This window comes from Vibrio paucivorans (assembly GCF_054053395.1).
In genome coordinates this window covers 1,302,840-1,328,966 of sequence record NZ_CM133231.1, presented here as the reverse complement: position 1 = coordinate 1,328,966, position 26,127 = coordinate 1,302,840, and the positions used below count along the sequence as shown (strand labels likewise).

At 45.9% G+C, this 26,127-nt stretch carries 22 protein-coding genes; 1 reads left to right on the top strand and 21 read right to left on the bottom strand.

Annotation, left to right across the window (positions count from 1 at the left end):
* Positions 1-8: 8 nt before the first annotated feature.
* The 6 genes from ACXABW_RS21415 to ACXABW_RS21390 all read right to left on the bottom strand — a co-directional run bounded on the left by ACXABW_RS21415 (position 9) and on the right by ACXABW_RS21390 (position 6,788).
* Positions 9-2,174, bottom strand: coding sequence for a TonB-dependent receptor (locus tag ACXABW_RS21415; protein ID WP_457525468.1), 2,166 nt, complete (start codon positions 2,172-2,174; stop codon positions 9-11).
* Positions 2,175-2,234: 60 nt separating this feature from the next.
* On the bottom strand, positions 2,235-2,999 hold the full coding sequence (gene fecE, locus ACXABW_RS21410) for a Fe(3+) dicitrate ABC transporter ATP-binding protein FecE (RefSeq protein WP_457525467.1): 765 nt from the start codon (positions 2,997-2,999) through the stop codon (positions 2,235-2,237).
* Positions 2,999-3,970 (bottom strand): FecCD family ABC transporter permease, encoded by a 972-nt coding sequence (locus tag ACXABW_RS21405; RefSeq protein WP_457525466.1) that lies wholly within the window; start codon positions 3,968-3,970, stop codon positions 2,999-3,001. Before ACXABW_RS21405 ends, fecE begins: the two co-directional genes overlap by 1 nt.
* Complete coding sequence (locus tag ACXABW_RS21400) at positions 3,967-4,983, bottom strand: FecCD family ABC transporter permease (RefSeq protein ID WP_457525465.1); 1,017 nt, start codon at positions 4,981-4,983, stop codon at positions 3,967-3,969. Before ACXABW_RS21400 ends, ACXABW_RS21405 begins: the two co-directional genes overlap by 4 nt.
* Positions 4,984-4,985: 2 nt before the next feature.
* Positions 4,986-5,879: a Fe(3+) dicitrate ABC transporter substrate-binding protein gene (locus tag ACXABW_RS21395; RefSeq protein WP_457525464.1), complete on the bottom strand. Its 894-nt coding sequence runs from the start codon at positions 5,877-5,879 to the stop codon at positions 4,986-4,988.
* A gap of 282 nt (positions 5,880-6,161) precedes the next feature.
* Entirely contained in the window at positions 6,162-6,788 is a 627-nt protein-coding gene (locus tag ACXABW_RS21390; protein ID WP_457525463.1) for a LysE family translocator, read from the bottom strand.
* A 120-nt stretch (positions 6,789-6,908) separates the two neighbouring features.
* Between ACXABW_RS21390 and ACXABW_RS21385 the strand changes: the two genes are divergently transcribed.
* Complete coding sequence (locus tag ACXABW_RS21385) at positions 6,909-7,838, top strand: LysR substrate-binding domain-containing protein (RefSeq protein ID WP_457525462.1); 930 nt, start codon at positions 6,909-6,911, stop codon at positions 7,836-7,838.
* A gap of 55 nt (positions 7,839-7,893) precedes the next feature.
* Here ACXABW_RS21385 and ACXABW_RS21380 read toward each other — a convergent pair whose 3' ends face one another.
* From ACXABW_RS21380 to ACXABW_RS21310, 15 genes are all read right to left on the bottom strand, one after another.
* Positions 7,894-9,588, bottom strand: a complete 1,695-nt coding sequence (locus ACXABW_RS21380) for an ATP-binding SpoIIE family protein phosphatase (RefSeq protein ID WP_457525461.1) — start codon at positions 9,586-9,588, stop codon at positions 7,894-7,896.
* Between the two features lie 17 nt (positions 9,589-9,605).
* Positions 9,606-9,905, bottom strand: coding sequence for an STAS domain-containing protein (locus ACXABW_RS21375; protein WP_252032835.1), 300 nt, complete (start codon positions 9,903-9,905; stop codon positions 9,606-9,608).
* 10 nt (positions 9,906-9,915) lie between these two features.
* A complete protein-coding gene (locus tag ACXABW_RS21370) occupies positions 9,916-11,076 on the bottom strand; it encodes a methyl-accepting chemotaxis protein (protein WP_457525460.1) in 1,161 nt (386 codons plus the stop codon).
* 28 nt (positions 11,077-11,104) lie between these two features.
* A complete protein-coding gene (locus ACXABW_RS21365; RefSeq protein WP_252032829.1) occupies positions 11,105-12,139 on the bottom strand; it encodes a protein-glutamate methylesterase/protein-glutamine glutaminase in 1,035 nt (344 codons plus the stop codon).
* Complete coding sequence (locus ACXABW_RS21360; RefSeq protein WP_265688819.1) at positions 12,139-12,783, bottom strand: chemotaxis protein CheD; 645 nt, start codon at positions 12,781-12,783, stop codon at positions 12,139-12,141. Before ACXABW_RS21360 ends, ACXABW_RS21365 begins: the two co-directional genes overlap by 1 nt.
* 17 nt (positions 12,784-12,800) lie before the next feature.
* Complete coding sequence (locus ACXABW_RS21355) at positions 12,801-13,661, bottom strand: CheR family methyltransferase (protein ID WP_457525459.1); 861 nt, start codon at positions 13,659-13,661, stop codon at positions 12,801-12,803.
* Positions 13,646-16,426 carry an aerotaxis transducer Aer2 gene (aer2, locus tag ACXABW_RS21350; protein ID WP_457525458.1) on the bottom strand — a complete coding sequence of 927 codons (2,781 nt, stop codon included), beginning with the start codon at positions 16,424-16,426 and terminating at the stop codon, positions 13,646-13,648. The genes ACXABW_RS21355 and aer2 overlap by 16 nt, the downstream gene beginning before the upstream one ends.
* A 10-nt stretch (positions 16,427-16,436) precedes the next feature.
* Positions 16,437-16,901 (bottom strand): chemotaxis protein CheW, encoded by a 465-nt coding sequence (locus tag ACXABW_RS21345; RefSeq protein ID WP_252032820.1) that lies wholly within the window; start codon positions 16,899-16,901, stop codon positions 16,437-16,439.
* A gap of 2 nt (positions 16,902-16,903) precedes the next feature.
* A complete protein-coding gene (locus ACXABW_RS21340) occupies positions 16,904-17,455 on the bottom strand; it encodes a chemotaxis protein CheW (protein ID WP_390903571.1) in 552 nt (183 codons plus the stop codon).
* 3 nt (positions 17,456-17,458) lie between these two features.
* Positions 17,459-19,576 carry a chemotaxis protein CheA gene (locus ACXABW_RS21335; protein ID WP_457525457.1) on the bottom strand — a complete coding sequence of 706 codons (2,118 nt, stop codon included), beginning with the start codon at positions 19,574-19,576 and terminating at the stop codon, positions 17,459-17,461.
* Between the two features lie 48 nt (positions 19,577-19,624).
* A complete protein-coding gene (locus ACXABW_RS21330; RefSeq protein WP_252032811.1) occupies positions 19,625-19,984 on the bottom strand; it encodes a response regulator in 360 nt (119 codons plus the stop codon).
* 11 nt (positions 19,985-19,995) lie between these two features.
* Positions 19,996-20,271, bottom strand: coding sequence for an STAS domain-containing protein (locus ACXABW_RS21325; protein WP_457525456.1), 276 nt, complete (start codon positions 20,269-20,271; stop codon positions 19,996-19,998).
* 311 nt (positions 20,272-20,582) lie between these two features.
* Positions 20,583-22,622, bottom strand: a complete 2,040-nt coding sequence (locus tag ACXABW_RS21320; protein WP_457525455.1) for a tRNA(Met) cytidine acetyltransferase TmcA — start codon at positions 22,620-22,622, stop codon at positions 20,583-20,585.
* Between the two features lie 100 nt (positions 22,623-22,722).
* On the bottom strand, positions 22,723-23,694 hold the full coding sequence (locus ACXABW_RS21315) for a ParB/RepB/Spo0J family partition protein (RefSeq protein ID WP_457525454.1): 972 nt from the start codon (positions 23,692-23,694) through the stop codon (positions 22,723-22,725).
* Between the two features lie 7 nt (positions 23,695-23,701).
* Positions 23,702-24,919 (bottom strand): ParA family protein, encoded by a 1,218-nt coding sequence (locus ACXABW_RS21310; RefSeq protein WP_457525453.1) that lies wholly within the window; start codon positions 24,917-24,919, stop codon positions 23,702-23,704.
* Positions 24,920-26,127: the final 1,208 nt, after the last annotated feature.

Here is a 26,127-nt window from a genome sequence, read left to right as displayed (position 1 = left end):
CAACTGAGCTAGAAATCCAATTCGTAGCTTAGGCTGAAGGTACGGCCACGGCCAGAGAAGTAGTAAGAGCTGTGGTTACGGATTTGGCTGAAGTAATTTACATACTGCTCATCGAATACGTTTTCGATACCAAATGCGATTCGACCTTTACTTGCCATGTCATAATGCGTGCTGAAGTCAACTAGACCGTAGCCTTCAAAGTTTTGTTCAGCACCCACATTGTTTTCAGCCTTACTGCTGTCAAATAGATGGTTGTATTGTACTCGGCTCATCAGAGATTCGGTGAAGCTGTGGTTAACCGCGAGCAATAGGCGATCTGGAGTTAGGTTCTTTAGATCCATATCTGAATCAACGCTACCGTCACCTGTGGTATCAACTTCACCTTCTACGTGAGAGTACATCGCTTGAAGCTGCGTCGAATCAAGCACTTGGTAAGTGGTGCTTAGCTCGTAACCGAAAATATCCGTACGCTGACGTTCAACATCGTAAGTACCGCCACTGTTTAGTTGCAGGTTAGCACCGTCCTTAGCGATCGACATGTAAGTGCTTGCACTCACAAAAACATCGGCACTGCGATAAGTAATACCTAACTCGTAGTTGTCGGTAACCACCGGCTCAACCGCAGGCATTTCATTGAAGTCGATTGGAGAACCTTTACTTGGATAAGGATTGCCATTCGGGTCCGTCGCATCAGGGCCACCAATCCAGTTACCACGAAGGATACGACCGATATCTGGTAGGCCAAAACCTTGGTTAAAGCTTGCGAACGTGCTCAGTTCATCCGTAAGCGTGTAAATCGCACCAACGTTAAATACTGCTTTCGATGAATCTTGAGTACCACCAATGATATCTGAGTTATGACCGTCCGTGCCGTAACCATAGATAGTTTGACCATCTTCCACTTTCACACGAATTGTTTCGTAGCGAACACCCGATGAAAGGCGTAGGTTGTCAGTGACAAGGAAGTCACCCTGAATGAACGGAGCTAGGCTGTAGTACTCCATCAATGGCGTAACATTTAAGCCAGATTGGGAAAGAGTTTGCTCAGTCTGATCGTGAAGTCCATCTAGGCCAAATACCCAAGTGTCGTCCATGTCGAGCAAATCGTACGTCTCGTAGCTCACTTTGAAGCCCATTTTCTGCGACGAGATAACACCCTGATCTTGTTCTTTAGTTTCCGTTGGGTACCAAGAAGCTTGGCCAAATACCGCATCATAGTTTTGGTAGAAAATCTGTGACGTTAGAATGCCGTCACCCAACGCATAGTGGTTGTATTTTAGGTTAAACAGCTGAGCTTCATTGCTCACGGCATCACCCTCAGGTGCACCAGGCTCGACAGTACCCGGAATGCCCGCTTCAAAGTCACCACTAACCGCTTTATAATTACCATTGGCTTCAATGGTGTAGGTGTTAGCCATAAACTCAACACGCTGCTCACCACCGGCAAAGTTCAGTCCACCTTTGAAAAAAATATCTGTCGCTGTACTGTCTTGTGTTTCACCTTGGATATCGTTCATGCCGATTGGGTTGCCATTACCATCGTAGTATAGGCCTTGTTGATCCCACGAGCCGCCAAGGAACATATCGAATTGCTCGTTGTACTCACTAACGTTGTAATAAACTTTACCGCCCGTTCCATCGTTGTGGAAGTTAGACGTCATGCGTGTACCGACTGTCTGCTTCCAGTTATCACCTTGTTTCGCCCCTTTGGTGATGTAGTTAATGATGCCGCCCGTAGCACCCATGCCCTGTACTGCGCTCGCACCGTTCACCACTTCGATACGCTCAATCATTGATGGGTCGATAGTGTAGCCATAGCGGTTACCGTTACGCAGTGGGTTAATCTGTGGCACGCCATCAATCATGATAAGTGCCTGACGACCACGTAAGTTTTCACCTTGATTAGACATTTTCTGGCGGCTCGGCGTCATGCTTGGCACTAGCGTTGCGATAGCGCTTGTAAGGTCGTCAGAGATAATTGCCTGCTGTTCAAGTTGCTCCGAATCAATCACCGTTACGGCACCAGCGACTTTGTCTGGCGTTTGAGAGTAACGTGTCGCCGTTACCACTACGGTTTCTTCTGTTGTTGGCTGCTCTTGGGTTGCAGCATTTGCATTTGCGATAGACAGCGCTAAAAAAGATAGCGCAAAAGATTGGCGAATTTGGGCCTTCATTATTTTTCCTTAGAAGAATGTATCTAATAGATGGTTATTTGTTGTTATCAGTGCGTGTCGTTATAGGTTTATGCACATAGGTTTGCTTGATACAGGATCAGGCATAACTACCGCTTCAAGATCGAATACATCTCGAAGCAGAGATTGGGTAAATACGGTTTCAGGAGTGCCGGTTGTGGCGATTTTTCCCGATTTCAGTACCACAAGGTGGTCGCAGTAACGGCAGGCCTGATTTAAATCATGCAGCACCACAATGATGGTTTTTCCTTTAGCATTAAGCTTTTGAATCAGCTTCATGAGCTCAACTTGGTGGGATAAATCAAGGTAAGTGGTTGGCTCATCCAGCATGACGATCGGCGTATCCTGAGCCAGTACCATGGCAATCCACACCCGCTGACGCTGTCCTCCAGATAACGCATCGACTTTTTTGTCCACCAGCGACTGAATTTGAGTTTCCTCAATCGCTTGATCTACTTTGAGATGATCCTCTTTCGACAACTTTCCCCAGTAAGACAAATAAGGAGAACGACCATACTCAACTAACCGACGTACCGTGATGTCTTCAGGTGTAGTGAGCACTTGAGGCAACAATGAAATCTGTGTAGCGAGTTCTTTGTCGGCGTAGCTTTTGATCGATTTGTCGAATACCGTCAACTCACCACCAAAATTCTTATTAATGCGGCACAGTGTTTTCAACAGTGTCGATTTACCACTGCCATTAGGGCCGATTAGCGCGGTAATTTTTCCTTCTGGGATCTCAAGGTCTAAATTCTGAATGATGGTGTCTTTGCCATAAGCCACAGACAACTGATGAGTTTTAATCATTATTTCCAACCTTGGTAACGCTGAAGCAAGAAGATAAAGTAAGGTGCCCCGATAAGAGACGTGAGAACGCCTGCTGGCAATTCCAGCGGAGGATCGATACCACGAGCGAGCGTGTCAGCGACCACGACTAATAACGCACCAATCACGCCGGACATTGGCAAAAGAAGCTTGTGGTTATGACCAAACAGCAGTCGGGCTAAATGCGGTGAAAGCAAGCCAACAAAACTAATGGTTCCGCACACCGCAACACTGACACTGGCGAGTAAGACAGACAAAATAAGGGCAATTAGGCGCGTACGTTCCGGCTGAGCACCGACTGTTGTTGCGGCTTCTTCTCCTAACCCCATCAGGTCAAGACGCCAAGCTAGATACATTGCCCACGGAATGAGAACCAGCAAACTGATCCAAATCAGAGGAATTTGCGACCAGTTTCTTCCCCACAAACTACCCGTTAACCAAACCATAGCCGTGTTGATTTCAACCGGATTGACGATCAGTAAGAAGTCGATACCGCTGGAAATAAACGCGCTGATCGCAATACCAATCAGCGCTAAACGAGCTGGTGTTGGGTTGTATTTGTAGGCAATGGCAATAATAGCGATGGCTGCCGCAATACCGCCAGATATCGCTACTGCAGCAAGCAAGGGTAAAGAGGCATCTGGAACATACACCAGCAGAAGAGTAGCAGCAAAGCCAGTACCAGCGCTGATGCCCATTAGATCTGGCGATGCTAGTGGGTTACGCAAAACACCTTGGATAAGGGCGCCAGAAATACCTAAACCCGCCCCAACACCGATAGCTAATAGAAAGCGCGGCAAACGGTATTGATTGACAATGAAGTCGAGCTCACCGCCACTCCAAAACGTATGGATAACATCACTCGCATCGAGTGGCGTACCACCTATAAACAAGCTGCCGATTGCACAGACCAATAAGGTGCCGAGCAGTAGAGAAACTTTTACTTGATTCATGACATTTTGCTCCTTACCGCTAAAGCGATAAAGAAAGGAGAGCCAATCAGCGCGGTGATCACGCCAACTGGGGTTTCAGCCGGAAAAGCCACCATGCGGGACATAACGTCAGACCACATTAATAGGCTCGCCCCTAGCAATGCCGACACAGGAATTAACACAAAGTGATTGCTGCCCACTAACTTACGGGCAATGTGTGGCACCAACAGCCCAACGAAAGCGATTGGGCCAGCGACAGCAACACTTGATGTCGTTAGTAAGAGGATCGCCACACAAGTGATGAGCCGCGTACGCGAAATATTTACGCCTAAGCCCACCGCGATATCATCGCCAAGCGCTAGTAAGTTAAGGCTGCGAGCCAAACTTAAGGTGATCAATATCCCCACTAAGCTCACCGGCCAAAATGCAGCCCAGTCTTGCCACGTGATATTGGCAATAGATCCTGCTAACCAGTTAAGTACGCTATAAGCCATGTCATCGGCAAGGATCAGCGCGCTGCGCGTTACCCCGACTAGCAAAGCATTAACAGCGATTCCCGCAAGTACCAATTTGATCGGGTGTTGTTTAGCCGAGAAGAATCCACCAAGAGAAAGCACCAACAAACCACTTAGTGTACCGCCAAGCAGCGCACTCACAGAAACTGACACTTCTGGTAAAAACACTAGGTTCATCGACGTAAGAGCAATAAAACATGAAGCGCCTGCATTAATACCGAGGATACTTGGCGAAGCGAGCGGGTTAGCCGTTAGCCCTTGCATCAATAGTCCGGCAACGGCCAAATTGACGCCTATCAGCATCGACGTCAGCACTCTTGGTGCTCTTAGCGTCGCCAATATTTGTTGTTCCATGCTTGCGCTATCAAAATTCAATAAGTAGTCAGCCAAGTCACCCATCGTTAAGTTGAATGACGAATAACTGGTCATTGAAAATGCAGCACCCACTATTAATACGCAGGCAGCAGTTAAGCACCCCAGCAGCGTTTGCCACTGAGGTGTTGAGTTTGGAGGGGTCATAATTAGTTTAGGATTTCATCCAAGTTTTGAGCGATTTCTTCCGCCGCATACATACCGCGGTTTAGCGACCACACTTGTGGAGATACTTTGATGATTTGTTGGTTCTTTTGAGAATTAAGTAGGTTAAATAGTGGGTTCTTTTGCCATGAGTCAGCAATCGTTTCTTCGCTGTAAGGGCCAATCAACAACCAGTCAGGGTTTACTTTTAGCAGTTGCTCAAGGCTTACCTCAACATACGCTTTCTCTGTTTCTTCTGGCATTGGGCTTTGGATACCAAGACTTGTTAGCACGCTGCCTGCGTATGATTCTGGCCCATGCATCCACATCCCTTTTTGTGTCGCAACAGCAAACTGCATGGTTTGCTCACTAGAGAACTTGGTTTTGTACTCCCCCATCGTGGCTTTGTGCTGCTCGATTCGCGCTTTCATTTGCGCTTCTTTGTTTAGCACTATGCCTATCTTCATTGCAGCTTCTAGGTTTTCTTCATAGTTTTCACCACGGCTTTTTAAGATCAGCGTTGGCGCAATTCGTGATAGATCGTCGTAGGCTGGAGAGTGGCGTTGAACGTCCGCAATAATAAGGTCGGGCTTTAGCTGAGCAATAATTTCTAAGCTCGGTTGAGGGCGCATCCCTACCGATGTCCAAGGAGACACTTGGTCACGAATGGTCTTAAGAATGCGGTTCACGTCTTTGTCATCCGCAACACCAACTGGCGAAACCCCCACAGATGCTAACGCATCAACGAACGAGTATTCCAACGCTACCACACGAGTCGGTGTACCACTGATGGTGAAAGTGCCTTTCTCATCTTTTACCGAACGTTGCTCCTGAGCAAAAGCCGAAAAAGAGACAATAGCGCTAAGAACTAGAGCCGATATTTTTGTTATTAATTTCATTGCGAAGTCCATTAAGAAGCAAGTGAAATAGCATTAGATTCCATGCTACTTTCGAAAACACATAACCCTCACAAATGGTTTTATAGAGGAGTATTTTGTATCAAAATATTAATAACAAATGATAATTTAAACGATAATGATTCGCAACTGATATGAAAACCAATAAGCTAATAATGAAGTCCAATATCTCGCTTCGAAAACCCTATTGTATTTTCATAAGTCATTCACACTTATAAAGAATCCTTATCTGTAGATACGGAATAAATCGTCGATGAATTTTATTCAGCTGAGCACATTTCCCGTCACCGCAAGTGCTCCAGCAGCCACCAACAGAGCAGAGCCGCCTGCTCGATTAAGAAGCTGAGGGCGTGATTGCATGAAACCAAGAAACCGACGAGCAGAAAAGGCGTAAATCATCACCCAAGTAAAATCCAGCAGCGCCATAGTCGGACACATGATCAGCATCTGCCCTAACAACGGCTGAGTCGGGTCAATGAATTGTGGGAAGAAGGCGCTAAAAAATACGATCGCTTTGGGATTACCTGCTGCGACCAGAAAACCGCTGCAATAAAGCCGAATCGGTGAGACAGATTCACCATTAGAATCGACCACTTTAATCGGCTTAGGGCATTGCAGGAGCATCTTCCCCCCCATGTACAGCAAGGTGACAACACCAAACCACTTGATGGCATTAAACGCCACCTCAGAAGTCGCTATAACCACACCTAGACCAACCACTACAATCACCATCTGAATAAAATTGGCAGAGATATCTCCCAATGCGGTGAAAACCGTTTTTCTTACTCCATATTGCATAGAGTGCACCACCCCCAGCAAAATGCTCGGCCCTGGGGTCATCGTTAAGATTAAAGATGCGGTCACAAACGCCAACCATGTTTCGATACTCATTCCATTCCTCTTGGTTTGATAGTCATTACGCCAATCACAGGCAAGGCGGGTGCCAGTTGATGAAACCAAATTCTGCTGGAATACTAGTGAATATCAAAATAACCTGAGGTTATACTCTCGATGATAGATCAACTCGATGCCATTCCATCTATTGTGCCGAAGTTGTTAGTGCAGCTGGAAAAAATGGGCAGCGTCTCACTCGCGGCAAATGTGCTCAGTGTTAGCCAACCTGCCGCCAGCAAAGCTCTGCAACGCGCAGAAGCTGTGTTGGGGCTGTCGTTGGTCAATCGAGATACCCGCCCACTGTCACTCTCTGCTGAGGGGGCGTTGATTGCTGAATACTCAAAACAGCAACAGCATCGCGAACAAGCATTGCTTCGCCAGTTGAGGATGATTCAGAAAGGGGCAGGAGTGGTTAAGATCGCTTCATTTGGCGCTTCAGCAACTACGCATATATTGCCAAGTATCATCCATAAACTACGCCAACACGCCCCAAATATCACCATCGAGATTAGCGAGCACAGCGATGAAGATGCCCTAGCCGCAGTACGAGATGGCCGTGTGGATTTTGCTATTGTCGTCGATACCCAAGAGCTCGACCTCGACATCATCCCAGTGTTTACCGACCGGCTGATGGCGTTAGTCCACCAAGATGATCCTTTTGCTCAGCACTCCGTTCTCTGCGCGCAAGACATCGCTTCACAAGATTTTATCTTAACTAAAGGGGGCAGCGAGCGACTGATCAGAAATTGGTTTCACTCGGCGGGCGTGGAGCCTAATGTTAAGCATTCCGCACTGCAACTCACATCAATCCTCGCTTTGATTCGGGCTCAGCTTGGAATAACGGTTGTGGCGGAGCTAGCCATTCCAGAATCTCACCCCAACGTAAAGGTCGTTCCACTGACACCTGAATACCCTAGGCGGATCTGCCTAGCGAGACGACACGGCAGCTTTTCTTCTCACGCGGCAAAATCCACATGGCAGTACCTAGAGAAAAACATGACGTTTAAACACCTAACCAGCCTACCAACAAAAAGTAGATTCAAGTAAAAAGCGGCTCGAATCAGAGCCGCTCAATTAAGTTAGTTAACACTTACAAACCCTATCATGCAGAGCTTGGAAAGTGATGTTTAGCCCCAAAACTGTAGACGGCGGATACTCGTTTGCCCTCTTTAGAATAGGTTAATGAGTCACATAGCTCAGACGCGAGCACGATACCGCGTCCATGTGTTTGGTCTGAGTTCGCCATATTAAGCTTGTGGTAATCGAACCCTTCTCCGTTATGTTCAAGGTCCATTGTCAAACGCTTTGCGTCGGGCTCGTAGTTGAGATCTAACTTAACCCAAGCGTCATTCGTCAACTCCTTCAGGCGCTCTTCACGCAATTGATAGAATTCGAAGAATCCATCTGGGTCTTCTTTTAACGAAGACTTAAGGTGTAATAAACCATGCTCAATCGCATTAGCAAACAGCTCGGACAGCACAGAACACACTAAATCCAGATGCTGACCTCCATTAAGCGTGCCCGACAGATACTGGCGAACTTCACTCATCACACTGACTTCCTTAAGTATCGGCGCGGGGAAGTTAAGTGTCGTCTGCATCGGTACACTACTGAAGTAAGTATCTTCAGAAGGCTTAGTCGCATCGTTACCATTAATAATTGGAAACGTCATCGACAGTATCGATAGATCATCGCCCGCTTTCATGTTCGAAAACTGTCTCACTGCATCATAGATAGTAGGAATATGCGTCTGGCCAGTTTTGAACACCTCTTCCAAGCGCTCTTGGCCAAACTGCTCACCTTGCTCGTTCATGGCTTCGATAATGCCGTCGGTATAGCAAAGAATTTGCTGATCCGGCTCAAGCTTAAAGTGAACAATGTCGTTTTCAAATTCATGGGAGTCCAATACCCCAAGCGGCATATGGTTCGATACCATACGCTTAATGATATTCCCCTCTTTATCCAATAAGTAACTGTCTGGTAAGCCGCCGCCCCACCAAGAGACTTCGAAGCCGTTCGCTCTTATCTCGAACACGCTTGCGGCTAGCATCATGCCAAGTGGCAAAAACTTACATAGGGAGTCGTTGATCTCGTGGACAATCTCGCCCAGCGACAAACCCTTTGCCGCCATACTGAAAAACGCCCGAGTCGCAGGTATCGCTGAAATCGCCGCAGGTAAACCATGCCCGGTTGCGTCTGCGACCATCACGTATGCCCCACCGTGCGGGCGATTGGCAACCACAATCAAGTCACCATTAAAGACTGTTGAAGGGGTGGAAATGTAGTTAACACCATAGATGTGGCTGACTTGTGAGCTCATTTCTTCCATCAAGTTGGTAAAAATAGACTCAGAAATTGAGTAGTCATACTGAACTTGTTCATGAAAATGGCTCAATTCATCTCTTTGCTGAATCACCTCTTTATGCATTTTCACGATGCGGTAGTGCGCTTGCACTTTCGACACCAAAATACTGCGTTCAACAGGCTTTAAAATGAAATCATCCCCCAGCGACAAACAACGTTCAAAGGAGTCGTGATCATCTAATACTGTTAAAAAGATGATAGGGATATGGTGGTTAGGGAACGCTTCACGAATTTCTGTCACCGTAGTGAAACCGTCTTTTATCGGCATCATGACATCGAGTAAAATGACGTCGGGTAAATGCTCCATTCCTTGCATGGCTTCCACCACGCCTTCCCCATTTTCAAACGTGTCGATATGCTCAACCAAATGTGAAAGCATGAAGCGGCAAAGCTCTCGATTGGTGGCATGATCGTCGACTATCATTACTCGCATGATCGGCTCCTTAACCTTTACTCTATTTGGAATTTTTTATCGAATCGGGAGATCAATAAAATCTTCTTCACTTGCGGTAAGGTGTTGGTAATGGTGACCGAGCCATCAGGCTGACCTAGGTAGTTCTGCATATTGAGCAACATGCCTAACCCTGCACTATCGATGTAATCGACTTTTCGTAGGTCGATGGTAAAACGGTAATCCCGTTTATCGGTGTAACTGCGCCTAAACTCTTGCACAAGGTTAAAGCCAAATGCCCCCTCAATTGCAACAGTTACGTGCTTTGCTCCTGAATCTATTTGTGTTTCTACGCTCATAACACTCTCCTCAGAACAGTTCGACTTCACCTTCGTCGATACTCGATTGGTTGGCTGCTGGCCCGCTACGATTTTTTGAGCGCCCCAGAATATCTTGTAGTTGTTCGATCAATTCATCACTCGACAATGCCTCTCGGCTGTGCTCTTCAAGTGCGTCGGCTACTTCCATTAAGTAACCAATTGACAATCTTGCATAATCACCCTGCTGGACGACGATATCGGCAAACTGAAGCGCCCGAATACCATCCCCGACATGAACATGAAGCCGATCCCCCAGCGAACGGATTTTCTGCACTTCTTGCTCAATCTCGATATTGACTTGATGCACACCACTTAGCATATGGTCTACCTGCTCTTTAGACTCGATCGCGGAGGTCATATCAATTGACGCCATCTCACCGACGGTGTCGTTGGCTTCTTTGACCGTCTGCTGCGCTACATTGATCTCACGTTCAATTTCCGAGTTAAGCTCCGCAGCTTTTAGCGATAGGTTCCTGACCTCTTGGGCAACCACAGCAAACCCCCGCCCCGCTTCACCAGCACGAGCCGCCTCAATGGCAGCATTCAGAGCCAATAAATTGGTTTGTTCAGACAAACCTTTTACTTGGTCGAGTAGCCTAAAGACAGAATCCAGTTTGTCCGACATGTCGTGAATACTGTGCACCGCAGAAATACTCTTTTCCGAAATATTGACCAGGGTGTTTACGAATTCAGAAATAATCCTTTCAACTTTAGGCAGCACCGAGGTTAGGTCGTATTCGCTGTCTTTGTTGGCGAGTAGGCCATCCACTAAGTTAGTGGAAATAGCGCTTTGGTCTTCCCCTACTTTTTGCAGGCTAAAAAAGCTGTTGTTGAGGGTTTCAACCGATTCCTCAATAATTTGATGCTGTTTATCTAGTGGGTCTGAAACGCCCGGCAGCGCTTCTTTCATCACGCTATGAACTTGATCTATTGGCGTACTTTTGGTGGTTTGTGTGAAAGACGAAGCGGCATTTTCTGGCTCACTAGTCGGCTTACGATAAGACATCGCAAACCAAGGTATCGCAGCAACCAAAACCATCACTACCAAATGAGAAATAGAGGGTAAGAAATACATTCCATACGCAAGCAAAAGCACCTGAGCTGCCAGCGCGATAGTCCGTTTGGTTTTGGGTGTCATTGTTGTTGTCATAAGCCAGTCCCTGACGTAATTCTTTTAATTATTGATATACAAAGTGACAAATCAGCTGAGGGATCTTCTTTAAATCCGCTATTTTGTGCGCCGCACCGACTTCAACCGCAACTCTAGGCATCCCCCAAACCACCGACGATTTTTCATCTTGTGCGATAGTCATAGCTCCACGCTCTCGCATCTTCAGCATGCCTTGCGCGCCGTCTTGGCCCATTCCGGTAAGTATCACTCCAACAGCCTTTTCGCCCACTGTTTCCGCTACCGCATCAAACATCACATCAACAGATGGTTTGTGTCGATTGACCGGAGGCCGATCATCCAACTGGCAATACAAGTGTTTACCACGGCGAACCACCACCATGTGCTTATCTCCTGGAGCTAAATAGGCGCACCCGTTAACCAATGGCGCTTTTGAGGCGGTCAGCTCTTTGACTTCAATGGCGCTGGCTGCGTTCAAACGCTCAGCAAAGGAAGCAGTAAACATAGCGCTAATATGTTGTGTGATGATGACAGGAGGTAAACCACTTGGCAGAGCAGAAAGCACATTTTTCACCGCTTCCGTGCCACCAGTAGAAGCACCAATGGCAATAATTTCAAAGTCCGTTGGTTTGTGGCTTGGTGCAATAGGAGCAAAATCATCAACGGGGTGGCTTTGCACATTCGCCCCCGCTGCCATTTTGATTTTGTTGTTCACTTCATCTTTGTAATTCACCATTTCAGCGGTGTTCTCGACCGCAGGTTTTGGAAAGTAATCCACTGCACCCAGCTCAAGCGCGGCTAATGTCGGTTCCGCACCGTGCTGAGTTAAGGTCGAAATCATCACCACAGGCATAGGGCGTAAACGCATCAAATTCTTAAGAAACTGCACGCCATTCATTTTCGGCATTTCAATGTCTAGGGTGAGGACATCTGGGTTGTGTTTTTTAATAAGCTCCCTTGCTTCAAATGGGTTCTCTGCCGCCGCTACCACTTCCAGCATGGGATCAGAATTAATCAGCTGTGAAAGAAGTGCTCGAAATACAGGAGAGTCATCTACGACCAGAACTTTAATTTTTTTATTCATTAAAACAGCTCCACATCATCGTCATGCGAACGGTGGCTCTCTTTATCCAATTGAGAGGCATATTGTTCTTCTTGGTGTTTCACTTGATGTACTTCGGTAAATGGAATTCTTTTCAACCACGCTTTACCCGACAGCGGATCAAACATGACTTTCCGAGGTTCAAGCCCGCCAAGATCCAAGGCATCGACGGTGAGGTTTTCTTGCTTCACATAGTTAAGAATAAATTCGATGTTCTTTTCTCCGATCATCGAATGCTTACCCAACATTTGTGCGCCACCAAATAATTTGGTGTGAAGGCATTCTCGATGCGCACCTAACCCAATCAGTTGGTTAATCAACATTTCCATCGCATGACTGCCGTAGCGAGAAGCTGTTGTCACCGCGTCGCTAGGATGCCAATGACGCAATTGATCTTTACTGTCAAACGGTAGCAGAAAGTGGTTCATTCCCCCGACATGCGCTTCAGGATCCCAAACACACGCAGCGATACAAGATCCTAATCCGGTACAAATCACTTCCTTGGTATTGGTGCAATACACTCCACCTGGCATGACCTTCACCATATGGTGCTGATGCTTGCGGTGAAAGAATCGGCTTATGTGCGTATTGTCTGAGTCTGATCTTGGGGTATGTAACGCCATCATATTGATTGCCTATATCATTATTGTTTTACGTAAATGGTTTGCCCAAGGTGGTGAAATAGTTCGCTACAAGCTCCTACACTTTCAGAATGGCCGATAAACAAAATGCCATTAGGCTTTAATGCCTGATGAAACCGCTTCAATAGCGCTTCCTGAGTAGGCTTATCAAAATAGATCATCACATTTCGACAAGAAATAAGATCAAACTTAGGCTTAGTGGGCCACGAATCCAAAAGATTGAGTCGCGAAAAATGAACGTATTTCTGCAACCCTTTCGCGATTTTGATCTTTCCTTCTTGCTGCTGTTTACCTTTAACAAAACAAGGTTTGAGATACTTGCTCGGAATACTCTCAACGCTGTCTGCGCTGTAGATCCCTGCTTTTGCGTGCGCCAACACTTTTGTGTCTAGGTCAGTGGCGCGAATACTGACCTCATCAAACATCTCCATCGCCCCAGAAACATACAGCGATGAAATAAGGCTATAGGGCTCCTGACCTGTCGAACAACCTGCCGACCATATATTGATCGAATCTCGCTTATTGGTTTGCCATTCATTGAGCATCACTTTTTCTAAAAACTCGAAATGGTGGTACTCACGAAAAAATTCAGTTTTGTTGGTAGTGAGTGAATTGATGAACAGGATGCGTTCCTGTTCATCGGTTTCAATTAACATTCGATAGTCGGCAAAACGTTGCAATCCACGCTGCCTCATCTGCCGACTCAATCGCCCGTAAACCATGGCTCTTTTACGGTCGGAAAGATAGATTCCGACCGTTTTATGTAAGAACCATTGGATGAACTCGAAGTCCTTTTCTGTTAACTCAAACTCGTTATCTTGCAAAGTAAAGTCACTTTCCGAACGAGTTAGAACTCTTCCCATTCGTCGCCATCCTCATTCAAATCGATACCTGAGTTCGCTACTTTGTTGGTGCGGATCTCACTGATGTTGCTAGGCTTGGGCGCTCTGGCCGGCGTTTTCTTGCTCTCGAAAGTGGCGACATTGCTGTCGGTGCTAAAGAAGTTCATGAGATGCAGCAGCTCTTTACCTTCATCTTTAAGCGATTGACTCGCCGCTGATGTTTCTTCCACCAAGGATGCATTTTGTTGTGTCATCTCGTCCATAGTGGATATGGCGCGGTTGATTTCATCGATACCGGTAGACTGCTCAATACTCGACGATGCAATTTGAGCAATGAGCTCGGTCACTCGCGCCACCGCATCGACAATTTCATTCAGTGTTTCACCGGATTCGTCCACCAAACGTGAACCTTCATCGACTTTTTCAACGCTATCGTTGATAAGACCTTTAATCTCTTTAGCCGCCGCCGCACTGCGCTGTGCTAGGTTACGGACTTCTCCCGCTACAACCGCAAAACCACGGCCTTGCTCACCGGCTCTCGCCGCCTCAACGGCTGCGTTCAGTGCCAGTAGGTTAGTTTGGAATGCAATCTCATCAATCACGCCGATGATGTCAGCAATCTTCTTACTCGCACTGTTGATTTCAGACATCGCCGATACTGCTTGGCCTACCACAGAACCGCCTTTGCTGGCTTTCTTCGCCGCATCGTCTGCCAATTCGTTAGCGCCTTTCGCGTTGTCAGCATTCTGACGAACCGTTGCGGTCATCTCTTCCATACTTGCGGCAGTCTCTTCCAAGTTAGATGCCTGTGCTTCAACACGTTGGCTGAGATCGTTGTTACCATCTGCAATTTCGGTAGATGCCGTCGCCACTCTCGCCGATGAGGTGGTGATTTTATCAACCATGTTACGTAGATTAAGAATTGAGGTATTGACCGCTTCAGCTAAGCGGCCAAACTCGCCTTGGTACTCATCCGACATATTGGAATTAAGGTCACCATCAGCCACATTACTCATGACATCAATACATTGCCCTAGCGGGTCGACAAGCGTATCGAGTAAGCTGTTAATCCCATCACCCAACTCTTTCATAAAGCCGCTGTACACCGTGGTATCAATACGTTCATCAAGCTCACCATTGATGGCTTTTTGAATCAAAGACTCCACTTGGCGCTGACCATCTTGTTGCTCGGTAATATCAACCCACTGCAAGGCAGGCCCTATGTATTCGCCTGCTGAGTCGCGCATCGCAATACACGTTAAATTGAACTCTAGTCCGCCTACAGCAATATTGGATGAGAACGGTAAGCGATCTGGGTTATTGATGATATTGCGCTGGTGGCCTGGATTTTTATGGAATACATCGATGTTTTTACCCACCAAATTATCGGCATCAAAGCCTGGTAGGACACGTTGTAAATCGCTTTCGCGGCTCTTAAGCAGTGTGGCAAGCGATGGGTTCAGATACTGAATGATGCCGTCTTTATCAGCCATCATAAGGTTCGTTGTCATACCGTTAACGGCCGAAGCAAGGCGACCAATCTCTTGCTCTTTGGCACGCTCTTCCGTCACATCGCGCCATTCGAGAGTATTACCAATATAGTGGCCCGCCGCATCCTTGATGGCAGCGACGTTTAGCTCGATCTTCAAATCAGCAATGGTAATGTCTGTTTTATATGGGAGGTTGTTTGGATCAGAAAGCAGTTGTCGCTGGTGAGCAGGGTTGCGGTGGAATTCATCGATACAGCGCCCCATTAACCACTCTTCGGAGGCGGTGAAACCACTCCAAACGGTACGAAGCGTTGCTTCATGTTTGCCAAACAACGCTATAGTTTCGTGGTTGGCGTAGGTGATATTAAAGTCACGGTCAATCATCACCATCGCCGTTTGTGCTTGGTCGACGGCCGCTTGAAGGCGAGCAACATCGTCTTCTTGCTCACGTGCTGCGGTTACATCTGCCCATTCTAGGGTATTACCGATGTAATTGCCTTGTAGATCTAAAATCGCTGCAACGTTCAGCTCGATCTTAATGTCTGCGACTTGGATATCGGTTTTGAATGGTAGGTTGCTAGGGTCGGACAATAACTGACGTTGATGAGCCGGATTTTTGTGGAACTCATCGATACAACGCCCCATCAGCCACTCTTCGGATGCCGTGAAACCATTCCAAACTGAGCGGAATTTGGCCTCATGCTTACTGAACAACGCCAAAGTTTCTTGGTTGGCATAGGTGATATTAAAATCACGGTCAATCATCACCATTGCAGTTTGCGCTTGGTCGACCGCCGCTTGTAGTCGAGCAACATCGTGATCTTTCGCTAACTTGCTGGTGATGTCATCCCACTCTAGTGTGTTACCGACATAGTCTCCATTGTTATCAATAATAGCGCCAACATTAAGTTCTATCTTAACGCCCTTGACATCGATAACGGTGGTATACGGCAGATTATTCGGAGTAGAAAGAAGCTGTCTTTGATGTGCAGGATTAGCATGGAACCCGTCAATACAGTAGCCCATAAGGCACTCTTCATCGGCTTTGAAGCCAGGCCATACCGATTGGAATAATGTTTCGTGCGTTCGCAGCAGGTCTATCGACTTCTGGTTCACGTAGGTGATTTTAAAATCCCTATCGATCATCATCAGCGCGGTTTGCGCTCCGTTTAATGCCGAGAGCAACTGCTCTTTAGAAATACCAGACTCTTCCTCTTCGTATTCTGTCATTAATGTGTCTTGTGAGGTAGCGACAAACTGCGACGACGCTGCTTCCTTTCTGTTCCAAAATCCCATGAGTCACCTCTTAAATTAACGCTTCTTCTACTGACGTTTTATTTAGCTCATCTACATCAAACAGAGCCTCTAAGTTAATTAGAATCAAATGGCCACTCGCCACAGAGGCGATCCCTTTGATATAGCTATCGTCCACAGTGACAGAGATATCAGGGGCTGGTTTGATCTCATCTGGCGACAAGTCATACACTTCCGACACTCCATCAACAATAATTCCAAGTGGATGCTTTTCTTCGTCGTTAAGGACAATCACCACCGTAGTGGCATTGATTTGCGCTGGCGCTAAGTTAAAGCGCATTCTCAAGTCGACGATAGGTACATACTCTCCACGAATCTCTAACACCCCCTTCATGTAATCTGGGGAGTTAGGCACTACTCTCACATCGCTCCAGCCGCGTACTTCACGTACATCTAAAATAGGAACGGCATACTCTTCTTTTTCCAGTACAAAACTTAAAAATTCTTGCTTAACCATGCTCACCCCACCTTGAGAATCTTATCGATATTGAGCAGCTCTTCGGTATCAAAAAGAGACATCACTTGATCGCCTACATTAAGAAGTCCTTGTAAATAGCCACTAACCGCTGAGTCTCCTATCGCAGGGTAGAGTTCACTGCTACCTTGACCGACAACATCACTCACAGCATCCACCACCAAGCCCATTAAGCGTTCACTTTCTTCAACGTAACTGCGCAGCACTAACACTACTGTGGTCGGTAAGTAGTCGTTGCTGCCAATCCCGAAACGCAAACGCAGATCGACCACAGGCACAACCATGCCACGCAAGTTGATCACGCCCTTTACGTAATCAGGAGAGCGGGGAATAGGCGTCGGCCTTTCCCACACGCGGATTTCTTCAACATCTTTGATCTCTACGCCATACAGCTCATTGGCCAAACAGAAACTTAAAAAATCGGCATTTTCATTAGCATCTTCTGAAGTGCTGGCTAAGCCTTGCGCAGTGGAAGCCGGAGGAGCAACGCTCTCGCTGGCTACATCATTTTGAGTGGTTTGACTTTCCATATTCACTCCCTAAGCTGCGATGCCTTTGCCCGAATCAGTATTCTTACGCAAATAACCAGTGATGAGCCCCTGAACATCTAAGATCAACGAAACAGAGCCGTCTCCTAAGATGGTTGCGCCAGAGATCCCCAGAACTTTGCTGTAATTTGACTCAAGGCTTTTAATCACTACTTGTTGTTGATCGAGCAGTTCATCTAGCAACAAACCAACGCGCGTTCCCGCCGCTTCTACAAAGCACAAAATTCGATTATTGAGCGAGCCGCTTTCTCCCATTTCAAGCTCTTCTTGTAGACGAAGAATTGGTATGTTTTCTTCACGAAGGCGGTACAACTCCGTACCACCAGAGGCATATTTAATACACTCTGGGTCGATTTGAATGGATTCGATAATGGTGAGAAGTGGAATGATGTACACCTCGCCCGCGACTTTCACCAACTGGCCATCCAGAATCGCTAGCGTCAGCGGTAGGCTAATCGTAAAGTGGCTGCCCTCACCCAATTTGGAGTCCACTTCAATATGGCCTCCCAACTCTTCGATGTTTCGTTTAACTACATCCATACCGACGCCACGGCCTGAAATGTCAGACACCTCATCCGCCGTCGAAAAGCCCGGAGCAAAAATCAGGTTAATGACTTGCTTATCGCTCATTTCTTCGCGCTTAGCATCTGCAGGAAGCACGTTTTTCTCTAGGGCTTTATGCCAAAGTTTGTCGCAATCAATGCCAGCACCGTCATCTTTGATTTCAATAACAATCGAACCACCTTGATGGTAAGCATTCAGCGCAATGACACCCATTTCAGGTTTTCCCGCTTCTAATCGCTCTTGGGGAATTTCAATGCCATGGTCAATCCCGTTTCTTACCAAGTGAACCAATGGATCGACTATTCGTTCTAGAACGGTTTTATCCAGTTCGGTATTTTCACCTTGGATTTGAAGGTCTACTTGCTTATCAAGTCGGCTGGACAGATCACGTACTAGCCTTGGGAAACGGCTGAATGCAAAACTCATTGGCAGCATACGAATATTGAGTACGTTCTCTTGCAAATCGCGGCTGTTCTGTAGAAGTTGATCGAGACCCGCTTTGAGCTTTTCGAGTTTATCTATGGTGAAGTCATTGCCAATCTCATTGAGCATGGATTGAGTGATCACCAACTCACCCACCAAATTGATCAGGCTATCGACTTTGTCGATATCAACACGGATAGAACTGACACTGGATTCCGGCTTGTTGCTTTTTGCGACCGCTTTATTTGAGTCGGTGGCGGTTGGTGCAGGCGCAGATGCCGCTGGTGGAGTTTGCTCAGTTTGAGGCTCAGCAGAAATAGGACCTTGATCTACAACGTCCTCAGAGGGCTGTTCATTTACTTCTTCAGCTTGTTCCACTGGCGCAGAATCAAGTAACACAGATTCAATTGATAAATCACATTCGTCTTCAACCCACTCAAACACTTCGATAATATCGTGCTTGGTGACGTCGCCATTCAGAGTCATTTGCCAGCTCAGATAGCATAACTCTGATTCCATCTCCCCTACTTCGGGCAGTTTGTCTAGGTTCGCTTCAATCACACACGCTTCATCAAGCTCTACAATTTCACGCAGAATTCTTAACGGGTCATTACCGCTGAAAAACATCTCTTGATGGGGGGTGAATGTGACTTTCCATTCAGAAGAGACAGAGGCGTTATCGAAACTTGGTAAGTCTTCGCAGGCGACATCACTTGATGGGATATCTTCCTGCTCGTCACCTAATAGGCCTTGAAGCTGAAGGCTAACTGTCTGTTTAAGGTCTTCATCAACGTCAGTGCCACTTTCATGGCCAGCCAACATACTCGCGATGCAATCGCCACTTTTAAGAAGTATGTCAACGCTTTCTTTGGTGAGGGTTTTCTCGTCGTTACGAACCAAATCGAGGTAAGCCTCGACGGAATGGGTGAATTCACTAATATCGAAAAGATTAAAGGTTGCGGCTCCTCCTTTAATTGAGTGAGCCGCACGAAAGATAGTGTTGATGGTTTCTTTTTCAACACTGTTCGGGTCTATGTTAAGTAATACATCTTCGAGCACTTCAAGATTTTCACGACACTCTTCGTAAAACATCTTACGAAGTTGCTCCATATCTAAAGCCATACTCTTCCCTGCCGTTTGACGTTGTTATTATTTTCTTATTGGCCGTTTTTAGATAACACGCTTCAGCGTTTTAAGAAGCGTCTCTGGATTAAACGGCTTAACCAACCACCCTGTTGCGCCTGCCGATTTCCCCTCTTGTTTCTTCTCTGTGCTGGTTTCCGTTGTCAGCATCAAGATAGGGATAAATTTATATTGAGGCTTACCACGAATAGCCCTAACCAAGTCAAAACCGCCCATGATCGGCATATTAACGTCCGATATCACAACATCGAATTTGGTGACCTGAGCCTTTTTCAGCGCATCACTGCCATCATTGGCAGTTTCAACTTCGTAGCCAGCATCTTTGAGGGTATGACTGACCATCTGACGAATGGAGATCGAATCGTCTACGGCTAAAATCTTTGTCATATTTAGTTTCCTTACTCTTCCCTGTGGGGTTCAAACACGTGTTGTAATGCAAGTAGGTCGATACCTTCTTGCAAAACGTCTGAAGCGCTATTGAGGGTAATGTCTAAATTGGTGTTACGAGCACTGACAAACAGTGACGCTAAAAGCTGCAAACCGGCAGCGTCCACGCGGCCAACTTGAGAGGCATCGATATTCAAAGGTGAAGGTTGTTTAAGCCATTCTTCGTATTGAACCTTTGCATCCATTACGGTAGAAATTTCTAATGACTCACCTAGCAAGCAGTCCATACTATTACCCAATTCATTGTTGTTATTAGTAAATTGTCTTAGTTAGTATTTTTGTGATCTGACGTCATTTTTGAGTTTAGAAAGGATTAGCAAATACGCAAATACAAGTAGAGGTTTTCCCCTACGACAACAAAGGGTTAAACTCTATTCACGCTGTATTTTCTTTATCTTTTAATGACTTAAGATAGGAATCGAGATGCACAAAAAAGTCCTACATTTTTATTAGAAATTAATAGGACTTTTTCATGATTTTGTACTATGGGAGTTGGTTCACTAACAAACTTTACACTGTAAATTGTCACCGGCACAGTTCAGAGAGAAGTGGGTTTACAGTGTAAATTCTGCACGATTTCAGCTAAGTCTTGCTTTAGCCTTTGTTCACATTGCTTACGACCAATCAACTCGAACTCGCCAACGCAGCTAGCCCAAGTTTTTTGTTGTAGCACTTTAGCGACAATCAAATCGCTAACAGGTGAAAGCTTCGTCTTATCAAGTGACAACAGTAACTGTTTTATCAGAAAAGCGACACTCTCATAGCTTGCACCACCTTTTACATACTGCGTGATAAGGGGCATCGACAAGGTAAATTCAGGAGTCAGCTTTCGTGAAGCTAGCAACGCCTTCACCATCGGTGGTTCCATTTGGTTGAGTGAATCAGTGAACTGGTAATCTAGGCTAGCGCTAAATAACAGATGCGCTTGTTGCTGCCATTGTTGCTGAGGTTCGGAAACCATTATCACCGAATAGCTTCCACTCGCTTGGTCACGGCTCGATCCTACTTTCACCGCAACAAACCCGTTATTAGACCAAAATGAAAGCAAATCAGGCGTCGCCCCAAAACTGGTACTGAGGAAACTCGCGCTAGTTTGTTCAGCAAGACTTGTCAGCATCATGCTGCCGATCCCTCGCTGTTGAAGCTGTGGGTGAACCGCAATACGCATAATACGTAGGCTGGTTTGAGTGGCTGCTTGCGTGATACCAAGATGATTGGCAATACCCGCAGAAACTAATTGTCCTTTCGGACGACGCAAGCCAAGCTGAATATCCTTCACCAATTCGTCGTCTAAGCCCCCTTCCTCAACAACGAGCATGCACCCCACACAAGCCTCATGACAGTACGCGGCATAAACAGAAATGGCATCATCCTGCAGAGCAAGAAACAAATCATTGGGAGAGGTTTGATAATGCGCATTCACCAATAGCGCAAAGTATTGGCCAAACTTCTGCGGGTCTTCGACCAAATCCGTTTTATCTAATTTGACCAGCTTAGTCATTCCTGTATCGAGCTGTTCCTCGTCTAATACCGGGAGTTCAGCATCTAGGAGAAAGGTTTGATAATGCCAGCTCTCTAGCGGGTCGCCGCCTTGCCAGCGGATTGGCTGATCTATGTGGCAAGTCTGCATACCAGGGCGCTGCTCTTTCAGCCACTCGATAAACTTCAAACTAAAACCGCGACCAGAGCCCTCATAGCCATGTATTGTGCTGGAAAACACACAACGGTGATACCTAGCAACCATCGCTTGCAACATAGGCAGAGGAATCGCTGCAGCTTCATCAACCAACAGCGCATCACACTCAATCTTCTCACGCAATAACTCATCTGGCGCGATAAATCTTAGCGTCGAATTAGCGTAACGAACTGTTCCTTTTTCTATCACAGCTTGCGGTAAACCCTGCTCGGCATGTTGCAAAACAGGTGCTATAGAAGATGCCTGAGGAGCGGTAACAACAATATTAATATCCCGTTTTTGCATCAGCTGCGCAGCTGCGATACCCAGAGCACTGCTCTTTCCTCTTCCGCGATCTGCGGTCATGACCAGAGGACGTTTGCGGTGCCCTTCTACTACACGGCAGATCTTCTCTATTGCGAGTTGCTGCTGCTCATAAGGTTGATAGCCGACAGCTTTGCTCTCTACCTGAACAGGCAAACTGGGAATGCTAGAGCCGGAAGCCTCTAACTGGATAAGCTGATGTAATCCCTTGTCCAACCAAGCTCGCGCATGCTCATTTAGCTGGTTTGCTTTACCTATAACCAGTAACAACCCACCACCCACTAAGGTACCTAATGCAGCGCTAAAGCTATTAGCATCAAAACCAGTTGATAAATCGCATACCAACAACTGACATTCGTCGCCAAGTAACCTCTGGCCTTTGCTGTACGCCACGTGTCTCAACTTAGAATCAGCTTCACCACCGACTTGAAAGCAGACAGGTTCATCGTACTGGGAAAGAATCGTATCGATAATTTGCGTGCAATCTTCGTGATTGCCAGACAATGCAATGCCATAGCGATGACGCTGTTTTTTTGCCTGTAGAATCAATTGGGTCAGGAAATGCGTAAGAGTAGCCATACAAGAAGAAGCATCAGTTGGAATAGCGCCATCTTATCATAAGAGACAAAAAAAGCCGCTTTGCGCGGCTTTTGTCGATAAGAATAAGGAAACGCTGGGACTAGCCGAGCTTCTTCTCAATAAAGTTTAGGATGTCTTGCATGGTTTCATCATCCACTTTCTTAAGATTGAGCGCCAAGTTAGCGCCTTTGCGAGTGTAACTTGCGCGGCCTTTTACTAGGTCTACTTTATTGTTGATAGCTTTTTTAGGAGGTGAAAGCTCTAGAATCCAATTTTCAATCGTTTCCGATACTTCCTTGGTTAAACGTGCAACACCTTGAGCTTGACTGCGCTGCCATACAAAGCCTTCGTTAGAAGCACACATTTCCAGTAATTTCACTTGGTGATCAGACGATAATTCGCTGTATTGCTTATGCAGTTTAACGATTGTAGGACGACCTAGGTCACCCACATTAGGGTAAGCTTGTAGCAGCTCTAGAGGCAACGACGCTGCTTTGAGTGCACCACTAACTAGCGCTTCACTGCACTGGAAGATTTTTGCCAACGCTTTTTGGTCTTCCGCTTCACCGCTTTCCAGCTTAGCTTGCATTTCTTTGCCCTTTTCATACAAAGACAAAGGCTTATGCGCGTTGGCTACGTCGGAGAGGAACTTAGCATGCTCTGAGTTAATGTCGTCGGCTACATAGATAAGAAACTCTTTCTCGGCCAGAATACAAGACATACGACGACGGCTTCCATCTAGCACTTCAATTTTGCCGTCTCTGCCCTTACGCCCTACTGCTGGGTACTGCTGGCCGCGCTCACGTAATGTGGTCAGGACATCAGACAGTGCGTGCTCATTCAAAAATGACTGTTCACGAGCATTATCAGCAAACACAACGGTTTTCGTCGCGACTTCATTTGCCGGAATACGTACTAACTCGAAGGACACCATGTCTTCACCCGCCACAGACAACTCAATCACTTGAGCCTGTTCTTTAGCAGCAGTTTGCGCTTCTTGAGGAGTAGTCGCACGGCGCTTATTGGCTTTGCCAAATAGTTTTGCGTTGAGATCAGATGTTTTAATTGCCATTTTCTACTTACCCCTGATTGAGTGAAGACCAGTTACTGTGAAGCACTCGTTCCAGCTCAAGTGCACTTTTTTGTACCGCGTCTTGTGCGGTCGCTAATGTTTTCTTGCCACCTTCAAAGTCACTTACTGTCAAGTCAAATACGGTGCTGTATGTATCCGCACACGTTTCGAATGCACGACTGCGTGGAATCGTCGCCATCATCACTTGATCGCCTAACAAGTAATTCATTTCAGTGAGTACAGAAACCTGCTTCTTGTTGTCGTCTTCAAACATTGTCGGCATCAGGCGAACAAACTCTAAGCCTTTCCAGTCTTCAGGGAACATCTCGTACACCGTTGGCAGGTGCTGGAAGAAGTTTACTGTTGAAGCCCAGTCTAGACGCTTAGCAGCACAAGGGATGAGGAGCGCGTTTGAAGCGTACATTGCATTCCAAACCAAAGGGTCAACGTGAGGGCCGGTATCGATCATAATGATGTCGAATTCATAGGAAATCTTGTCGATAAGCTTTTCTTTTAACAGCTTAACAATATCCAAAGACTGGTTTTGCGAAAGATGCTGCCAAGCCTCTGCGTTAAACATAGCGTCTTCAGGGAACGCCGACACCGTTTTCAGGTTGGGATACTGCGTTGGTAGTAATACGTTCTTGTTCAAAAACTCTTTATCGACTTCTACCCCCTCTGGCACGTTATCAAGCATAACATCCACTGCAGAGTAAATATTCTCGTGCTCAGAAATACTGATTTGCGGGTTTAAGAACAAACGTAGTGACCCTTGAGGGTCTAAGTCGATAAGACAGATACGGTAACGCTTATCTAAATTTAGTGCTAAACAAGCCGCTAAGTGCACAGCAGTCATCGACTTACCAGTGCCACCCTTTTGGTTCTGTACGTTGATGATCCACGGTTTATTGTCGCCATTTTTCTTGCGCTGGTGGAATTTATCGACACCTGCCGCATCCATCAGCATGTGTGCTTCTTGTAGCGAAATAGAGTAATGATTGGCGTTGTTCTTAGTAAATTGATGCCCAGCTTCTTCAAGCTTGTTGATTGCATCATCTAACTTACGGCGCGTTAATCCAGAACGCGTTTCCATCAATGCTTTAGACATTGGAGGGAAATGCTCGTCACTGCGCTCTTCCAAAACAATTTCAATACGGTCAGCTTGTACTTGCTGCGTTTGTTCAGCGAGCTGGTAGAGATTTTCTATCGTTTGTTCTCTTTTCATTGCCAAATTCCGTTATTAGGGTCTAACGACAGATTGTACAGCAATATCAAACCAAAACAATAAAAAGGTGAACAAACACTTTTAGATAGCTATCACATTAAATACAAAATTAACCTGGTATTTAATGATTGCTGACAAAAGTGCTACTAAAAAACCCGTCTAAAGAAGCAAAACTTAGCCTCAATAACAAGACTACTTTTAAAATGTTACAGCGTTACTTATTTACATTGTAAACCCAAAAGAGCGAAAGAACTTACGGAACGATTATAAAGAGCTTGCAAATTACGGGAGGTGTCATTTCAATTCAGTCTCGCCTAAATAACGCGCGAATTAGTGATGGCAAAAACTACGATTCATAGCTTAGTGAACCAACTCTTAATACAACGGAACAATGATCAAGGTAGTTATCATGATCATTGTTCCGTGTGAATATGCCAATATAGGAACGATGATCAAGAGTAACTAGGACTATATTACGAACAAACATCCCCTGGGCGTAAATGATCTTTTTCTGGATCAATGATCAAGAAACAGAAAACCTCGGAAGCATGTAAATTGAACTCTGAATTACGGAAGAGTGCAGATAGAATGGGGCTTGAGCATAAAACCTTAATCAGTAAGGCGTTGTGGAGCGCATACGTCCATTCAATCGAACTCACAATATAAACCTTGATCATGCTTTCGATTGTAATCCGAATTGACGAAACAAGCAGAGCGATAACCGAGTGGTGTCATTTCAATTACAATAAAACGAATTTTGTATAAAAAAACAGCATGAATCGCATTGCCTTGATCATCGTTTCGGGAAAAAATGAAAACGCAATTGACCAAACTTGCCTTTCAACATCGAATAGAATTCAGGCCTCTGTGGATAACATGTGTAATGGTGATGATCATGCTTTCAGATGTTCGTTGATCATGCGTACGAAGTTTATATGATCATGCTTCTAGCTAAGTTTGATCATGCTTTCTGCTCTACGTTGATCATCGTTTCAATCACACTATGATCATGCTTCTGAACGTGATGTTTTTTTGTCCTTTAAAAACATCACGTTACAAGCAAACCTTCGCTCGGATCAATAGATCATATAATCAATTAAGATCAGAATAATCAAATAGATCAGTTATTTAAAAGCAGCAATTTTTTCTTTATTTATGATCTTTTTTTCTTTATTCTCTTGGAACTATAGCGATATTACGGCTAGTGT

Excerpts from the sequence above, each read along its gene's own strand:
- ACXABW_RS21355 (WP_457525459.1), bottom strand. The coding sequence starts at position 13,661 with ATGGGAAGAGTTCTAACTCGTTCGGAAAGTGACTTTACTTTGCAAGAT.
- ACXABW_RS21390 (WP_457525463.1), bottom strand. The coding sequence starts at position 6,788 with ATGAGTATCGAAACATGGTTGGCGTTTGTGACCGCATCTTTAATCTTA.
- ACXABW_RS21345 (WP_252032820.1), bottom strand. The coding sequence starts at position 16,901 with ATGGTTAAGCAAGAATTTTTAAGTTTTGTACTGGAAAAAGAAGAGTAT.
- ACXABW_RS21365 (WP_252032829.1), bottom strand. The coding sequence starts at position 12,139 with ATGAATAAAAAAATTAAAGTTCTGGTCGTAGATGACTCTCCTGTATTT.
- ACXABW_RS21385 (WP_457525462.1), top strand. The coding sequence starts at position 6,909 with ATGATAGATCAACTCGATGCCATTCCATCTATTGTGCCGAAGTTGTTA.
- ACXABW_RS21310 (WP_457525453.1), bottom strand. The coding sequence starts at position 24,919 with ATGAAAAGAGAACAAACGATAGAAAATCTCTACCAGCTCGCTGAACAA.
- ACXABW_RS21380 (WP_457525461.1), bottom strand. The coding sequence starts at position 9,588 with ATGCGAGTAATGATAGTCGACGATCATGCCACCAATCGAGAGCTTTGC.
- ACXABW_RS21405 (WP_457525466.1), bottom strand. The coding sequence starts at position 3,970 with ATGAATCAAGTAAAAGTTTCTCTACTGCTCGGCACCTTATTGGTCTGT.
- ACXABW_RS21395 (WP_457525464.1), bottom strand. The coding sequence starts at position 5,879 with ATGAAATTAATAACAAAAATATCGGCTCTAGTTCTTAGCGCTATTGTC.
- ACXABW_RS21330 (WP_252032811.1), bottom strand. The coding sequence starts at position 19,984 with ATGACAAAGATTTTAGCCGTAGACGATTCGATCTCCATTCGTCAGATG.
- aer2 (WP_457525458.1), bottom strand. The coding sequence starts at position 16,426 with ATGGGATTTTGGAACAGAAAGGAAGCAGCGTCGTCGCAGTTTGTCGCT.
- ACXABW_RS21415 (WP_457525468.1), bottom strand. The coding sequence starts at position 2,174 with ATGAAGGCCCAAATTCGCCAATCTTTTGCGCTATCTTTTTTAGCGCTG.
- ACXABW_RS21375 (WP_252032835.1), bottom strand. The coding sequence starts at position 9,905 with ATGAGCGTAGAAACACAAATAGATTCAGGAGCAAAGCACGTAACTGTT.
- ACXABW_RS21360 (WP_265688819.1), bottom strand. The coding sequence starts at position 12,783 with ATGATGGCGTTACATACCCCAAGATCAGACTCAGACAATACGCACATA.
- ACXABW_RS21325 (WP_457525456.1), bottom strand. The coding sequence starts at position 20,271 with ATGGACTGCTTGCTAGGTGAGTCATTAGAAATTTCTACCGTAATGGAT.
- ACXABW_RS21320 (WP_457525455.1), bottom strand. The coding sequence starts at position 22,622 with ATGGCTACTCTTACGCATTTCCTGACCCAATTGATTCTACAGGCAAAA.
- fecE (WP_457525467.1), bottom strand. The coding sequence starts at position 2,999 with ATGATTAAAACTCATCAGTTGTCTGTGGCTTATGGCAAAGACACCATC.
- ACXABW_RS21400 (WP_457525465.1), bottom strand. The coding sequence starts at position 4,983 with ATGACCCCTCCAAACTCAACACCTCAGTGGCAAACGCTGCTGGGGTGC.
- ACXABW_RS21315 (WP_457525454.1), bottom strand. The coding sequence starts at position 23,694 with ATGGCAATTAAAACATCTGATCTCAACGCAAAACTATTTGGCAAAGCC.
- ACXABW_RS21370 (WP_457525460.1), bottom strand. The coding sequence starts at position 11,076 with ATGACAACAACAATGACACCCAAAACCAAACGGACTATCGCGCTGGCA.
- ACXABW_RS21335 (WP_457525457.1), bottom strand. The coding sequence starts at position 19,576 with ATGGCTTTAGATATGGAGCAACTTCGTAAGATGTTTTACGAAGAGTGT.